Origin of the sequence: Sphingomonas canadensis, assembly GCF_026013525.1 — a bacterium.
Lineage (GTDB): Bacteria > Pseudomonadota > Alphaproteobacteria > Sphingomonadales > Sphingomonadaceae > Sphingomonas > Sphingomonas canadensis.
In genome coordinates this window covers 368,014-381,682 of record NZ_JAPDRA010000003.1, presented here as the reverse complement: position 1 = coordinate 381,682, position 13,669 = coordinate 368,014, and the positions used below count along the sequence as shown (strand labels likewise).

Sequence of the window (13,669 nt, the reverse complement as noted above, 5' to 3'; positions counted from 1 at the left end):
GCGCCTATGACGCCGCCGACGGCGCCGACGCGCTCGTCATCGTCACCGAATGGGATGCGTTCCGCGCGCTCGACCTCTCCCGCCTCAAGGAGCTCCTCAACGCTCCCCTCCTGGTCGACCTCAGGAACATCTATCCCCCGGCCGACGCAAAACGCGCAGGCCTCAACCTCGTCTCCATCGGCAAACCAAACTGAACGACGCGCGCCGCGGCCCGATTCGAATCGGGCCGCGGCGTGCCTCTTGCCCGCTGTCGCTTCGCGTCCCGCCGCCCTGCACGGGCGCGGATCGCGGGCCTTTGCCGCGCCGGCATTTCGCATCGGCCGCCGCCTCGCCCGCACGGGCCTGCAGGCCCGCGCCGCGTGACCGAAGCCACAAGCCCTAGGTACCCGCGAGACCGGCGCATACCATTAGCGCGAAACCATCGCCTAACCGGCTTGACTCTTAACCAGTTCCGAGTCCGCAAAACGAGCCATAAATCCCTCAGATTCCCCGCGACTCGTGGATTCACCGCGAGTCGCGAGTAGACGGATTCGCCCGGACATGGTAAACAACACTGTTCGGGAGTGGGACTTTGACCTTCGACCTGTGGTTCCTTCTGGCAGTCGGATTCAGCTTTTCCGGCTATGCCGTCTATCTCGCCGGGCTGCGCCGCCAGCTCGTGCGGCCGAACCGCGCGTCGTGGCTGATCTGGAGCGCCGCGACCGGGCTGGAGGCGCTCACCTATGCCGCGGTCAATCCCGGCGCGCCCCAGGGATGGGTGTTCGCGGTTTCCGCCGTCGCCTGCATCGCCGTCACCATCGGTATCTGGCGCCGCTCGTCCTGGGCGCCACCCAGCCATGCCGAGACGCTGTGCATCGGCGCGTGCATGGCCGCGCTGGTGGTGTGGCTGGCCTTCCGCGATGCATTCTGGGCGCACATGCTGGTGGTCGCCGCGGTGCCGGTCAGCTTCTGGCCGACCTGGGCGAGCGCCTGGCGCGATCGCAACAACGAACGTTCGCCGGCCTGGGGCCTGTGGACCTTCGGCGATCTGGCGACGCTGCTGATCACGGTGCGCGGCGTGCGGCCGGAGTTTTCCGAGCTCGCCTATGTCGTCGTCGAATTCCTGTGCCACGCCAGCGTGTGGTTCATCATCGGGCTCGCCACGATCAACCCGATCCGCTCGTTCGGCGTGCGGCGCGGACGGCTGTTCGTGCTCGATCGCTACAAGCCATCGGGCAATCTGTTCCGCGTCGGCGAGAACCATCTGGGCAAAGCCGTGTTCGCCGCCGCCCATTTCGACGAGGGCGACGTGCTGATCGAATTCACCGGCCGCCGCTTCCGCGCCGATCAGGTGCCCAGCCTGATGCGCGGCGAGAGCGATCGTTTCGTCCAGGTGACCCCCGATCACTACATGGGGCCGTCCGGCCGGATCGACGATCTGGTGAACCATAGCTGCGCGCCCAACGCGGGCCTGCGCTTCACCGACGACGGGGTCCATCTGGTAGCGGTGCGCGCGATCGTTCCGGGCGAGGAAGTGACCTGGGACTATTCGACCACGCTGAAGGAATCGAACTGGCACATGATCTGCCAGTGCCGCGCGACCGATTGCCGGCGGGTGATCGGCAATTTCGATTCGCTCGACGCCGACCGTCAGGAGTTCTTCCGCGCGCGCAACCTAGTGGCCCCCTATCTGCGCCGCAAGGACGACCTGGCCCATCCGCGCCGCCGCGCGGGATAGTTGCGCAAAGCGGGCCGCCGCCGTAGCGAGCGCGCATGAAGAATTTCGCGCTCATCGGTGCCGCCGGTTATATCGCCCCGCGCCACATGAAGGCGGTCCGGGAGACCGGCAACCGCGTCACCGTCGCCTATGACGTGAACGACAGCGTCGGCATCATCGACAGCTTCTTCCCCGATGCGGAATTCTTCACTGAGTTCGAGCGGTTCGACCGGCACGTCTACAATGTCGCACGCCACGATCCGGCGCGATCGCTGGATTATGTCGCGGTCTGCTCGCCAAACTATCTCCACGACGCGCACTGCCGCTTCGCGATGCGCAGCGGCGCCGATGCGATCTGCGAAAAGCCGATCGTGCTCAACCCGCGCAACCTGGACGGGCTGCTGGAGATGGAGCAGGCGACCGGCCGGCGCGTCCACACCATCCTGCAACTGCGCCTGCACCCGGAAATCATCGCGCTACGCGAGGCGGTGCGCGCCGGCGCGGCCGGGGCCAAGCATGAGGTGGAGCTGACCTACATCACCTCGCGCGGCAAATGGTACATGCAGTCGTGGAAGGCGGACACCGCCAAGTCCGGCGGCATCGCCACCAACATCGGCGTCCATTTCTTCGACATGCTCCACTATATCTTCGGCGCCCTGCAGGAGAACCGCGTCCACCTGCACGCGCCGGAGCGCGCGGCCGGATATCTGGAGTTCGAACATGCGCGGGTGCGCTGGTTCCTCTCGATCGATTCGGGCGACCTGCCGGCGGAAGCAGCGGCGCGCGCGCAGCGGACGTGGCGATCGATCACCGTCGACGGCAAGGAGATCGAATTCTCCGGCGGCTTCGAAAACCTCCACACGCGATCCTATGAGGAGATCCTCGCAGGCCGCGGCTTCGGGCTGGACGAGAACCGCACCGCGATCGAGGCCGTATCGCAGATCCGCGAGGCCGCGATCAGCAGCGATGCCAGCCTGCGCCACCCGCTGGCGGCGCGCTGATCAGGCGGCAAGCTCCTCCGCGGCAGCGGGCGCGGCCTTGAGCGTCAGCACGGCGCGCGCGCCGGTGCCCTTGCCCTCGCTCAGCAACTGCAGCGAGCCTTCCATCGCCACCATCGAGTTGGCGCACCAATGGAGCCCCAGCCCGCCCGACTTGTGCTCGCGCGTCGAAAAGCCGCGCTGGAACAGCGTGGGCGCGCTTTCCGGATCGAATCCTTCGCCATCGTCGCGGATCACCAGCTCGACGCGGTCCCCCAGCTCATGGACCGAAACGGTGATCGTGCCGGTGCCGCGCCCCGCCGCGGCGATCGCCTCGGCGGCGTTGGAGAAGAGGTTGCCGATCACCTGGCTCAGGATGATGCGGTTGGCCAGCGCCCAATGCGGCCGCGACGGGAAGCTGACGCCGATCGAGCATTCGCCCGAATAGCGGGCGATCGTGGCGTTGCGCGCGACCAGTTCGGAGATATCGCAGCTTTCGAGCTGCGGCCGCTCGTGCGCGGCCTCCTGCTGCTTGCCGATGATCTCCAGAACATTGTGCAGCGCCTCGCGGCCGATCTCCATCTGGCGGCGGCGCTCCTCGCGCTCCTCCCCGATCGCCTGGGTGGCTGCGGCGGCGAAGGCGACCAGCTTCTGGCGCCGCACCAAGGGCACATCGTCGCGCAGCAGTTCGCCGAACGCGCGGTCGAGCATCGCCTGATCGAGCACCGGCGGCGTGGCCAGCCCCTGGCTCAGCACCGTGCTGATCGGATTGAGCGCGTTGCGGACATTGTGCATCACCGCCACCGCGCTCTCGCTGCGGCCCAGCGTGAAGCTCTGCACCTCAAGCTGCTCGCGCAGGTCCTTTAGCTGGCGGAGCATCGAGTTGAAGCTGGTCACCAGGCTGCCGATCTCGTCGCGGCGCGGCTCCTCGGTCAACAGGCCCAGCCCGCCCGACTGGCGCACCACGCCCATATGCTTCTCCACCCGGTGCAGCGGGCGGATCACCATGCGGGAGATCACCAGCCGCAGCACCCACAGCACCAGGGCCAGCAGCACCACCGATCCCACCACCGCCAGGCCCAGCATCCGCGTGCCCAGCAGCGAAAGATCGCGCGCGACGCTATAGTCCGCGGTCGCCACCGGCCGGTTGTCCGGCCCGCGGATCGGCACGGCGATGTCGATCGTGCGATCGTGCCGCGTCACGGTGACGTCGGCGAGCGGGTTCGACAGATCGATGCGCGACTTGAGCTGGAGGAGCGTGCTGAGCTGCTCCGATCCGATCGTGCGCGCCATCACCACATAGCCGCGCGGATCGCCCGTGCCGTCGCTGCGGCGCACCTGCGCCACGCCCACGGCGGCAAGCTGATCGCCCAGGCGGAGATAGAAGGAAGCCGAGCTCTCGCCCTTCTTCAGCGTGCGCGCCAGATCGATCCCGCCGATCGCCTGGGTCAGCCTCTCGCGCAGCGGAGCGATATCGGCCTGGGTATCCAGATCGATCCAGCGCGCGATCACGATCTTCCGGTCGTTCCCGACATAGGCCATGCCGTTCACGCCCAGGTTCACCATCGCCAGCGTGGAGAAGCTGTCCTCCTCGAACGCCTTGGTCTGGTGCGCCATATATTCGTAGCTGTCGTTCCAGTCGCCATAGTCGCGCACCGTCTGCTCGACCTTGGTGGCGAACTCGCCCAGCACGGCGTGGGTGCGATCGACATGCCCCGTCACCGCGCCCTGCTCCAACTGGTTGAAGCTGGGCGTGATGACGAGGAACAGGAAGCCGGTGAGCGCGATCGCGCCCATCAGCCCCACCCCGGTAAGGATCAGCACCAGCTTCGCCCCCAGCGTGCGGGGGGAGAGCCGGCGTCCGCGCCGTGGCGCGGCGGCTTCGTCCGGCATCAGCCGTAGGTCCCGTTGCGCGGCTCGAACTCGCCTTCCTCCTCGACGTCCGCCTCATCGTCGATCATGTAGCGCGCCTTGGCCAGGAACAGCGCGTCCTCCTCCGGCATCGGCCGGGCGAGGTAATAGCCCTGCAGGTGGCTGCATCCCGCGACGCGCAGCGCCTGGAGCTGGGTCTCGGTCTCGACGCCCTCGGCAACCACCTCCAGCCCCAGCGCGCGGCCGAGGTGGATGATCGAATGCACGATGGCGGCGCTCTCGCGCTCCTTGCCCATGCCGTCCACGAAGCTGCGGTCGATCTTCAGGCTGTCGAGCGCGAACTTGCGGATATTGTAGAGCGAGGAATAGCCGGTGCCGAAATCGTCCAGCGCGATGCGGAAGCCCATCTGGCGCAGGCGATAGAGCGTATCGGCCGCGCGCTCGGCGTCGTCGAAGATCGCGGTCTCGGTAATTTCGATCTGGAAGCGCTGGGGCGATACGCCGCGATGCTGCACCCGTTCGACGATGTGGCCGACGAAATTGCTGCGGCGGAACTGGCGCGGGCTGAAGTTGACCGAGACATATTGCCCCGGCCAGGTCTGGAGCACGCGCACCGCCTCGTCGATCACCCAGTCGCCCAGCTCGTGGATCAGGTTCGATTCCTCGGCGATCGGGATGAACATGCCGGGCGAGATCATGCCATATTCGGGGCTGTGCCAGCGCAGCAGCGCCTCGAACCCGGTCACCTCCAGCTTCTCGCGCGCGACGATCGGCTGGAACACCAGCTTGAGCTCGCCGTTCCTGATCGCCTGGCTCAGCCCGCTTTCGATCAGGCGGCGGAAGCGGATCGATTCGTCCATGCTCTCGTCGAACACGCGGACGATGCCGCGGCCGGCGCGCTTGGCCTCGTTCAACGCCAGATCGGATCGGCGCATCACGTCCACCGGATCGCCCTCGGCCCCCGCCTCGACCACCACGACGCCCACGGAGGCGCCGCACTGGACCGAATGGCCGAACACCTTGAAGCTGGTCGAACAGGCGCGGATCAGCCGCTCGCAACGCATCACCGCCTCGTCCTCGCCGCTGACCTTCATCAGCATCGCGAACTCGTCGCCGCCCAGGCGCGCCATGAAGCCGCCGTCGGACATCTCCGCGTGCAGGATCTCGCAGACCATGCGGATCAGTTCGTCTCCGGCCAGGTGGCCGAAGGTGTCGTTGACCGTCTTGAACCGGTCGAGGTCCATCATCACCATCGCGAACGTCTCGCGATCACGGACATGCTCGGCCAGCGCGCGGGTGAAGGCCAGCCGGTTGGGCGCGTCGGTCAGCGAATCATGGTTGGCCATGTGGACGGCCTTGGATTCGTTGGCGGCCAGCTCCAGCTTCTGCTCTTCGAGCAGGTCGATCTTCTCGGCCAGCGCGACGCGGGCGGCGCGCAGCTCGTGATCCGCCTTCCAGCGGCCGGTCAGCGCGCGCGCGGTCTGCATCACCTCTTCGGCCTGGAACGGCTTGGCGATGTAGAAGATCTTGTCGGCGGGGCCGGCTGCGCGGCTGATCTCGATCGGCGAGAAGTCAGAATAGCCGGTGACGATCACGATGTTGATATCGGGATCCATCGCGCGGATGCGCCGCGCGGTCTCCTTGCCGTCGATGCCCGGCGGCATGCGCACGTCGATGAAGGCAACCGCGAAGCGATCCCCGCTGTCCAGCGATGCGCGCACCTCTTCCACGGCGTCGAGGCCCTGGCTGGCGTGCGTGCATGCGAAATCGGCATCGCCTTCCGCCGGCGGCGCGGCGGCATCGCCGTCTTCATCGCCGAAAAGCTCCGCAGCCATTGCCGAGAGCGCGGCGCCCTGCCCGCCCTTTCGCGAGGCCCCGAAGACCTGGCGATAGGAATCGTGCATCGCCGGTTCATCGTCAACGATCAGTATCCGCACCGTACGCTACCCCCCTTAGAGTATTTCCACGGAGTATCGGGATGCCGTTAAATGCGGGTAAAGGCTGTCGCGCGGTTCGGTTCTTCCCTCCGGGCTGCGTGTAGCGCGTAACCCTGGTTTGCGTTTACATGGCGCCTTTCTCCCCCTCTGAGGCGCCGCGCTGGGAGCAAGCCGAAGCCGCACCGGATCCCCGCGGCTTCGGCTTGAAGCGCCCGGCATCCTCCTTCGGATACAATCTGTTACACTTGATCGCTGGCCCGCACGGTCCCGCGGGCGCATAGCTGCGCGAGCCCAGAAACGAGCCGGAGTGTCGTGATGCTGCTCGCCCTTGCGCTCGCCGCCGTGCCGGTGGCCGTCCCTGCCATCACCGCTGAAGCGCCCGGCCCCGTTTGCGACGCGAAGTGGCACGACGCCGCGCGCGACCGCGATATGCCGGTGCGCATCCGCATGCCCGCGGGCACCGGCAAGGCCCCGGTGATCCTGTTCAGCCACGGGCTGGGCGGATCGGTGGAGGCCGGGCGCGTGTGGGCGGAGGTATGGGCGCAGGCCGGCTTCGTGGTGATCCACCTCCAACACCCCGGCAGCGATCGTGAGGCGGTGCGCAGCCAGGGCCTGCGCGGATCGATGGCCCCGGCGCAGTTGGTCGCCCGCGCAGGCGACGTCCGCTTCGCGATCGACCAGGTCGCGCGCCATGGGAAGACGGGCGACTGCGACCTCGCCCGTGCCGACGAGCGTCATGTGGGCGTCGCCGGCCACAGCTTCGGCGCGCACACCGCCCAGGCGGCGGCGGGGCAGAGCTTCCTGCGCACCGCCGACCTGGCCGACGGCCGTGTGCGCGCCGCGATCGCGTTCAGCCCGGCGCCGCCGATGAACGGCCGCCGCAGCGATGCCGACGCCTTTTCCAGCATCGCCATCCCCTTCCTGTCGGTCACCGGCAGCGAGGATGCGGTGCCCCAGCTTACCCCGGTGAAGCCCGAGGACCGGCAGCGCCCGTTCCGCGCGATGGCGCCGGGGGGCAAGTATCTGCTGTGGCTGGACGGCGCGAACCATGGCGCGTTCGGCGGGCAGGATCGCGGTTCGCACGGCAGCGCGCCGGACGCGCACGTCCGCCCCATCGTGATCCGCGCGACGACCGCCTTCTGGCGCTGGACGCTGATGGAGGACCCGGCCGCGCGCGCCGAGCTGGAGGGCACCAGCGCCATGCTCGGCCCCCGCGACAAGCTTGAAAAACGTTAAGCATCAATAATTTCGCCGTTGCTTCCTGGTTCGCAACGGCTAGGTTCGGCACCCAATGCCGTCCCGCTCCCCAGAAGACGGCCGCAGCGGCGGCGTCCCCGCCACCGCGCCATGGCCGCCGGGGCCGGACGAATTCCGCGCCATCGCTGACAGCGCTCCCGTGGCGGTTTGGGTCACGCAGCTCGACCGGCGGCGCAGCTTCGTCAACCGCGCCTATGTCGAGTTCCTGGGCGTAAGCTATCAGGAGGCGCTGGATTTCGACTGGCGCGAGATCATCCATCCCGGCGATGTGGCGCGCATCGTCGCCGAATCGATCGCGGGCGAGACGAGCCTGCGCGGTTTCGAGCTGATCGGCCGCTACCGGCGCAAGGACGGCGCGTGGCGCTGGCTGCATTCCACGTCGCAGCCGCGCTGGGACACCGCCGGCAACCACATCGGCTTCATCGGCGTGGCGCACGACATCACCGAAGCCAAGGAGGCCGAGCTGGCGCTGCGCGAGCGCGAGGCACAGCTTTCCGCCTTCATCAACCAATCCACCGCAGGCTTCGGCCAGGTCGATCTCGAAGGCCGCTTCACGCTGGTCAACGACCGTTTCTGCGCGATCGCGGGATGGAGCCGCGCGGAGCTGCTCGGCCGGACGATGCAATCGATCACCCACCCCGACGATCTGGTTCGCAACGTGCCGCTGTTCGAACGCGCGGTGCGCGACGGCACGCCCTACACCCATGAGAAACGCTACATCCGCAAGGACGGCGGCATCGTGTGGGTGAACAACTCCGTATCGGTGATGCGGCGCCCGGACGGGGAGCCGTTCGGCGTGCTGGCGGTGACGCTGGACATCACCAATCGCCGGATATCCGAACAGGCGCTGCGCCAGAGCGAGGAGACGCTGCGCCTGGCCATCGAGGGCGCCGGCATGGCGACCTGGGAGCTGGACCTGGCGACGATGGAGGGCGCGTGGTCGCCCAACCGCTTCGACCTGCTCGGCATGCCGCGCGAGCCGGGACTGCGCGGCACGGTGGAGCAGTGGTTCGCCCGCATCCGCCCCGAAGACCGCGAGCGCGTGCGGATCACCACCCAGCGCTGTTTCGAGGCGGGCGAGCCCTATGCCATCGAATATCGCATCCGCCGCGCCGACACCGGGGAGGAACGCTGGCTGCAAAGCCACGGCGTCCGCATCGATTACGGCGACGACCGGCCGAGCCGCTTCGTCGGCGTCTCGTTCGACGTAACCGAGCGCAAGCGGGCCGAGGAGGAGCTGCGCGCGAGCGAGGCGCGGTTCCGGACCATCTTCGAACAGACCAACGACTTCCTGGTCACCACCACGCTGGACCAGCGGCTGACCTCGGTGAATCCCGCGGTGCTCGCGGCGCTCGGCTATACCGAGGATGAGGTGATCGGCCATTCGATCGCCGAGTTCATGGAGCCAGACCATTTCGTGCGATCGCGCGCCGCGCTGGAGCAAAAGCTGCGCGAGGGCGGATCGACCCGCCTGACCGTGACGGTGCATGCGAAGGACGGCAGCGAGCTGATCTGGGAGACCAATTCGCACCTCGTCTACGACGAATCAGGGAACCCAATCGGGCTCCACGCGATTGGACGCGACATGACCGAGGCGAAACGCGCCGAGAGCCACCTGAGGCTGCTGATCGACGAGCTGAACCATCGCGTGAAGAACACGCTCGCGATCGTGCAGGGCATCGCCCAGCAGACCTTCAAGGGCGGCAGCGATCCGGTGGCGGCACGCCGGGCGTTCGAGGGGCGGCTCGCCGCGCTCTCCGAAGCGCACAACCTGCTCACCCGCGAGCTGTGGGCGCCCGTACCGATGTCGCGGATCATCGGCGATGCGGTGGCGCCCCATGGCGGCGGCGCGGGCCGTTTCGTGATCGAGGGGCCGGACCTGATCCTGGCTCCCAAGACCGCGATCAGCCTGGCGCTCGCGATCCATGAGCTGGCGACCAACGCGGTCAAGCATGGCGCGCTGTCGCAGCCGCAGGGCCATGTCGCGATCCGCTGGGAACGCATCGACGCCCGGGGCGGGCCGCGCCTGCACCTGACCTGGAGCGAGCATGGCGGCCCGCCCGTCGCGCCGCCGTCGCGCCGCGGCTTCGGCACGCGGATGATCGAGCGCGGCCTTTCCGCCGAACTGGGCGGCAGCGTGAAGATCGATTTCGTGCCCGAAGGGCTGGTGTGTACCGTGGACGCGCCGCTGCCCGAGGTTCCCGAATGAGCGCGCGCCGCCGCATCCTGGTGGTCGAGGACGAGCCGGTGGTGGCGATGTGCCTGGAGGATCTGCTCGAATCGCTCGGCTATGAGCCCGTGGGGCCGGCCAGCCGGCTGGCCGAGGGGCTGGAGCTGGCGCGCACCGAGGCGCTGGACGCCGCGATCCTGGACATCAACCTGGGCGGCGAGCGCAGCACCGCGGTGGCGGAGACGCTGGCCGCGCGCGGCGTGCCCTTCGCCTTCGCCAGCGGCTATGGATCGCCGCCCGAGGGCATGGGCGACCGCAGCCGCCTGATCGGCAAGCCCTATCGCGAGGCCGAGGTGGCGGCGATGCTGGAGCGGATGCTGGCGGGCTAATCCGGGTTCGGCCCGCCTACACCGCCCGGCTGTGACGCGCCTGGCCACGCCCCAGATATTCGTCGAACGCCGCCGCCACCACGCGAACCAGCGGCCGCGCATCATCGGGAATCGCGACCACATTGCCCTCGCGCCGCACCAGCCCGTCGGATTCCAGCTCCGCCAGTTCCTCGGGCGGCTTCAGCCCGTCCATGTCGGCGCGATAGTCGCACATCAGCCGCTCGATGATCGCCGCGCGGGTCAGGTCCTCGCCCTGGAAGCGGCAGCCGCGCACCACCGCGGAACCCTGCTCGGCCACGCGCGCCTGATAGTCGGGCACGCGCGGCGCATTCTGGAGGTAGCCCTGCGGCAGCCGCCCGATCGAGGAGGCGCCGAAGCCGATCAGCGTGGCGCAGGCATCGGTGGTATAGCCCTGGAAATTGCGGTGCATCCGCCCCTCGGCAAAGGCGCGCGCCAGCGCATCCTCCGGCCGGGCGAAGTGATCGAGCCCGATGCGCACATAGCCCGCGTCCGCCAGCACCTCGGCGATCGCCTCGGCCTGCTCGAAGCGCTCGCGCGCGCCGGGCAGCGCGGCCTCGTCGATCCGGCGCTGGTGCTGCTTGAAGCCGGGGACATGGGCATAGCCGAACACCGACAGGCGATCCGGCCCCAGCGCCGCCGCCGCCAGCGCGGTCTCGCGGCACGAACCGGTGGTCTGGTGCGGCAGGCCATAGATCAGGTCGAAGCTCAGCCCGTTGATGCCGGCCGCGCGCAGCCGCGTGACGGCCTCATGCGTCTGGCCCAGGCTCTGCACGCGGTTGATCGCGCGCTGCACGGCGGGATCGAAGCTCTGCACGCCCAGGCTGGCGCGGTTCACCCCGCCTTCGGCCAGCGCGGCCACCATCGCCTCGTCCAGCGTGCGCGGGTCGATCTCGATCGCCACCTCGGCGTCGCCGGTCAGGCGGAAGCGATCGCGCAGCAGGCGCATCAGCGCCACGAAGCGGTCCGGCGGGATCAGGCTGGGCGTGCCGCCGCCGAAATGGACATGCGCCGCCGGCAGCCCGGCCGGCGCGGCATCGGCGACCCAGGCGATCTCACGCTCCAGGCTGTCGAGGTAGCGCAGCACCGGTTCCTCGCGCGTGGTGACGCTGGTGTTGCAGCCGCAATACCAGCACATCGCCCGGCAGAAGGGCAGATGGAGGTATAGCGACACCGGATCGTCCGCGGGCAGCGCCGCCAGCCAGGCGCGATGCGTCGCCGCATCTATTTCCGCGGTGAAATGCGGTGCGGTGGGATAGCTGGTGTAGCGCGGAAGCTGGCGATCGGCGTAGCGCGCGAGAATCTCGGCCTTCAAACTCATGTCCCCCGGGTCGGTCGGCCGAACCTAGGAAAGACACGGCCCCGCCGCGCCTAGGAAACTTCCGTATCGCCAGCGGCTGATTCAGCGGTCTGACACGAGCGCCGCACCGGCCCGCTCCTTCGCCCGGCCACCCATAAGATACTGAGGTTGGGTGGCCGGGTGGGGGAGCGGGCCGGCTCGGCTTTACGCGAAGCCGAAGACGCCCCTATTCCACCGTCACCGATTTCGCGAGGTTGCGCGGCTGGTCCACGTCCGTGCCCTTCGCCACCGCGACATGATAGGCCAGAAGCTGCACCGGCACCGCATAGACCAGCGGCGCGATCAACGGATGGACCTTGGGCATCTCGATCGTCGCCAGACAGCCTTCGCCCGCCTGGGCGATTCCCTCCGCGTCGCTGATCAGCACAACCTTGCCGCCGCGCGCCTGGACCTCCTGCATGTTCGAAACGGTCTTCTCGAACAGCGGACCGGAAGGGGCGATGACGATCACCGGTACGTTCTCGTCGATCAGCGCGATGGGGCCGTGCTTCATCTCGCCCGCGGCATAGCCCTCGGCATGGATATAGCTGATCTCCTTGAGCTTCAGCGCGCCCTCCAGCGCCAGCGGGTAATCGGTGCCGCGGCCCAGGTAGAGCACGTCGCGCGCGCCCGCGATCACATGCGCCATCGCCTCGATCGCCGGATCATTGGCCAGCGCGGCGTTGAGCGCGGCGGGCGTCTCCTCCAGGTGGCGGACGATGTCGCGCTCCTCCTCGGGGCTCAGCCTCCCCTTGGCCCGCGCCAGATTGGCGGCCAGCGCGGCAAGCACCGCAAGCTGGCAGGCGAAGGCCTTGGTCGATGCAACGCCGATCTCCGGCCCGGCGTGGGTGGGCAGCAGCAGATCGGATTCGCGCGCCATGGTGGACGAGGGCACGTTGACCACCACCGCGATCTTCTGCCCCTCGCCGCGTGCGTGGCGCAGCGCCGCCAGCGTGTCCGCCGTCTCGCCCGACTGGCTGATGAACAGCGCCAGCCCGCCATCCTCCATCACCGGCGCGCGATACCGGAACTCCGACGCGAAATCCAAATCCACCGGCACGCGCGCGAACTGCTCGAACCAGTATTTGGCGACCATGCCGGCGTAATAGCTGGTGCCGCACGCGACGATGGTTACGCGCCGGATCGCGCCCAGATCGAACTCGGGGATCGGCAGCGATACGCGCGCGTCGATGCGGCTGAGGTAGGAACGCAGCGTCTGCGCCACCACCACCGGCTGCTCATAGATCTCCTTCTGCATGAAGTGGCGGTGGTTGCCCTTGTCGATGAGCTGGCCCGAGACGCCCGAATCGACGATCGGCCGCGTGACCGGATTGTTCTCGCGGTCATAGACCTGCGCGCCTTCGCGGGTGAGGACCACCCAGTCGCCTTCCTCAAGGTACGAGATGCGGCGGGTGAGCGGCGCCAGCGCCAGCGCGTCGGAGCCGAGATAGGTCTCGCCCTCGCCATAGCCCACCACCAGCGGCGAGCCGAGCCGCGCGCCGATCAGCAGCTCCGGATGGCGGCGGAAGACGATGGCCAGCGCAAAGGCGCCGTGCAGCGCCGGCAGCACCTCGCGCACCGCGGTCACCGGATCGACGCCGGCCTCCACCTTCTCGCTCACCAGATGGGCCACCACCTCGGTGTCGGTCTGGCTGTCGAAATGGCGGCCCTTGGCCAGCAGCGCGTCGCGCAGCGGCTTGAAATTCTCGATGATGCCGTTGTGGACCAGCGCCACCTCGCCGGTGGCGTGCGGATGCGCGTTGGAGGTGGTGGGGGCGCCGTGCGTCGCCCAGCGCGTGTGCGCGATGCCCACCGTGCCGGGCAGCGGCTCGTCGCGCAGCTCGCGGCCCAGGTTGGCGAGCTTGCCCTCCGCCCGGCGCCGCTCGATCGCGCCGTCATGGATCGTCGCGATCCCGGCGGAATCATAGCCGCGATATTCGAGCCGCTTCAGCGCGTCGAACAGCCGCTCCGAAACCTCTTCCCCGCCGATGATCCCCACGATCCCGCACATATG

The 13,669-nt window shown here is 68.5% G+C and carries 10 protein-coding genes; 6 read left to right on the top strand and 4 right to left on the bottom strand.

Annotated elements, in window-relative coordinates; translation table 11 throughout:
* The 3 genes from OM513_RS09490 to OM513_RS09480 all read left to right on the top strand — a co-directional run.
* The coding region (locus tag OM513_RS09490; protein ID WP_264943936.1) for a UDP binding domain-containing protein at window positions 1–194 on the top strand (194 nt) is incomplete at its 5' end.
* A gap of 377 nt (window positions 195–571) precedes the next feature.
* Window positions 572–1,717, top strand: a complete 1,146-nt coding sequence (locus OM513_RS09485; protein ID WP_264943935.1) for an SET domain-containing protein — start codon at window positions 572–574, stop codon at window positions 1,715–1,717.
* A gap of 35 nt (window positions 1,718–1,752) precedes the next feature.
* Entirely contained in the window at window positions 1,753–2,697 is a 945-nt protein-coding gene (locus OM513_RS09480; RefSeq protein WP_264943934.1) for a Gfo/Idh/MocA family oxidoreductase, read from the top strand.
* Here the strand turns inward: OM513_RS09480 and OM513_RS09475 are convergent, their stop codons facing one another.
* Together OM513_RS09475 and OM513_RS09470 are read right to left on the bottom strand one after the other, a co-directional pair.
* The gene (locus OM513_RS09475) at window positions 2,698–4,566 is read right to left on the bottom strand and encodes a CHASE4 domain-containing protein (protein WP_264943933.1); all 1,869 of its coding nucleotides are present in this window, start codon (window positions 4,564–4,566) and stop codon (window positions 2,698–2,700) included. It lies immediately after the preceding gene.
* Window positions 4,566–6,482, bottom strand: a complete 1,917-nt coding sequence (locus tag OM513_RS09470) for a putative bifunctional diguanylate cyclase/phosphodiesterase (RefSeq protein WP_264943932.1) — start codon at window positions 6,480–6,482, stop codon at window positions 4,566–4,568. The genes OM513_RS09475 and OM513_RS09470 overlap by 1 nt, the downstream gene beginning before the upstream one ends.
* Before the next feature lie 315 nt (window positions 6,483–6,797).
* Between OM513_RS09470 and OM513_RS09465 the strand changes: the two genes are divergently transcribed.
* From OM513_RS09465 to OM513_RS09455, 3 genes are read left to right on the top strand one after another with little or no spacing between them, the layout of a single operon-like run.
* Window positions 6,798–7,718, top strand: coding sequence for an alpha/beta hydrolase family protein (locus OM513_RS09465; RefSeq protein WP_264943931.1), 921 nt, complete (start codon window positions 6,798–6,800; stop codon window positions 7,716–7,718).
* Window positions 7,719–7,773: 55 nt separating this feature from the next.
* Window positions 7,774–9,948 carry a PAS domain-containing sensor histidine kinase gene (locus tag OM513_RS09460; RefSeq protein WP_264943930.1) on the top strand — a complete coding sequence of 725 codons (2,175 nt, stop codon included), beginning with the start codon at window positions 7,774–7,776 and terminating at the stop codon, window positions 9,946–9,948.
* Window positions 9,945–10,298 carry a response regulator gene (locus tag OM513_RS09455; protein ID WP_264943929.1) on the top strand — a complete coding sequence of 118 codons (354 nt, stop codon included), beginning with the start codon at window positions 9,945–9,947 and terminating at the stop codon, window positions 10,296–10,298. Before OM513_RS09460 ends, OM513_RS09455 begins: the two co-directional genes overlap by 4 nt.
* A gap of 16 nt (window positions 10,299–10,314) precedes the next feature.
* Here the strand turns inward: OM513_RS09455 and hemN are convergent, their stop codons facing one another.
* Both hemN and glmS read right to left on the bottom strand, forming a co-directional pair.
* Entirely contained in the window at window positions 10,315–11,637 is a 1,323-nt protein-coding gene (gene hemN, locus OM513_RS09450) for an oxygen-independent coproporphyrinogen III oxidase (RefSeq protein ID WP_264943928.1), read from the bottom strand.
* Window positions 11,638–11,842: 205 nt separating this feature from the next.
* Window positions 11,843–13,666: a glutamine--fructose-6-phosphate transaminase (isomerizing) gene (gene glmS, locus OM513_RS09445; protein WP_264943927.1), complete on the bottom strand. Its 1,824-nt coding sequence runs from the start codon at window positions 13,664–13,666 to the stop codon at window positions 11,843–11,845.
* Between the last annotated feature and the right edge of the window lie 3 nt (window positions 13,667–13,669).